Raw genomic sequence first — 1,545 nt, forward strand, 5'->3', positions numbered from 1 at the left:
CCCCGAAACCCCCTCCTTGCCCCCCCTCAGCTACGCCGAAAGCGATGCCCGCAAGATGGCCCAGGCCTTGCGCGACCCCCACAAGGGTCAACTGAGCAAGGTGCGCGTCCTCCTGGATACCGAGGCCAGCAAGACGGCCATCGAGGCTGAACTGCGTGACCTGGCCAGGCGTATGGGGGTGAGCGATACCCTGATTGTCTATTACTCCGGCCATGGGATGCCGAGCCGCTTGGGGCAGGCCACCCTGATGCCCAGCGATGCCAAAATCAACGACGAAGAAACCTGGCTGCCCCTGGACTCAATCCAGGATCTTGCCCGCAAGGCCAGCCAGGGCAAGGGCCGCCTGATTCTGATTGTAGACGCCTGTTTTAGCGGTCAGTCTCTTCCCGGCTCACGCAGCTTCAGCATGCCGGGCCGCAAGGATCTTCCCAAGCCGCAAAAACCCGACCTGAGCGGGGCCAATGTGCTGCTGGCCTCGTCAGCCGATACCCAGCCGAGCTGGGAGGATGCCGAGCTGGGGGGTGGGATTTTTACTGCCTATTTGCTAGAAGCCATTTCGGGTAAGGCCGATGTGAATGGGGATGGCTATGTGACCATTGGGGAGGCCTACCGCTATGCGGCGTTGCAGGTCGAGGGGTTTAGCCAGCGTAAAGGTACCTTGCAAACCCCCAGGCTCTACGGCCCCGACGACTACACCCTGGCCCTCAACCCCATTGCGGTAGCCAGGAGCCGCCTGGCGGGCCTGAAACTGGCGGGCCACATTAATGGAGCGCAGTTCGACGCGCTGGCCGAGTGGATCGAGAGCAAAAGGCAGCCCGACGACTTGAAGCAGTACCTGGCGGGAACCCTGACTGGCGGGCAGTTTGTGAGCCTGGTGCGGGCGGGCGCCATCCCGGGGGTTCCGGCCCAGGCTCCTTCCGATATACGCCTGCAAAAAATAGGTTTGCTGCGGCGCGACGGCAAGATTCGCCTGGACCAGTTTTGGGTGCTGAGCCGGATGATTCAAACAGGTAGGGCGGTTCCGGATGTAAGTGACTTTTTAGCCGGGCGCCTATCCGAGATAAAGTTCTTGCAACGCTTGCGGGCGGGGGCCATCCAGGGGGTGCCAAGGTAAGAAAGGTCTACTCGAGCGGATGGTCATTTTCCAGGTACTCCAGCACCCCTCGAGCGATGCCGTAGCTGATTCGGTCGAGGTAGTTGCTATCGCGCAGGTTCTGTCCCTCCAGGGGGTGGCTCAGGTAGCCCATCTCCACCAGAATTGCGGGGATGCTGCTGTAGCGAATAACGAAGAAATCCGAACTGCGCACCCCCCGGTTGACGGCGGCGGTGGTGCCCAGCATGTAGGAAAGTACCCGCGTGGCCAGGGTGCGCGAGAGCTCCATGCGGCGGGCCGAGTTCATCTGCGGGGTGGGTGTTGGCAAACTTTGCGGGGGAATGGGGTTGACGTCCTCAGGGCCGGGCTGGGCGCCGGGGTCGAGGGGGCCGGGCTGGGTTGAGCTGGTCAGCATATCCAAGGGGCCAGAAGTGATGGCTATGGGCGGGGTG

At 62.4% G+C, this 1,545-nt stretch carries 2 protein-coding genes; one reads left to right on the forward strand and one right to left on the reverse strand.

Translation table 11 applies throughout. The annotated features are described in order from the left end of the window. Window positions 1-1,114 (forward strand): caspase family protein (locus Mhypo_RS17680; RefSeq protein ID WP_147371378.1); only part of this gene is annotated, 1,114 nt, incomplete at its 5' end. Window positions 1,115-1,121: 7 nt separating this feature from the next. On the opposite strand, the gene Mhypo_RS17685 is transcribed toward Mhypo_RS17680, so the two are convergent. After that, window positions 1,122-1,545 (reverse strand): N-acetylmuramoyl-L-alanine amidase family protein (locus Mhypo_RS17685; RefSeq protein WP_206074959.1); only part of this gene is annotated, 424 nt, incomplete at its 5' end.

Origin of the sequence: Meiothermus hypogaeus, from assembly GCF_003574035.1 — a bacterium.
GTDB lineage: Bacteria > Deinococcota > Deinococci > Deinococcales > Thermaceae > Meiothermus > Meiothermus hypogaeus.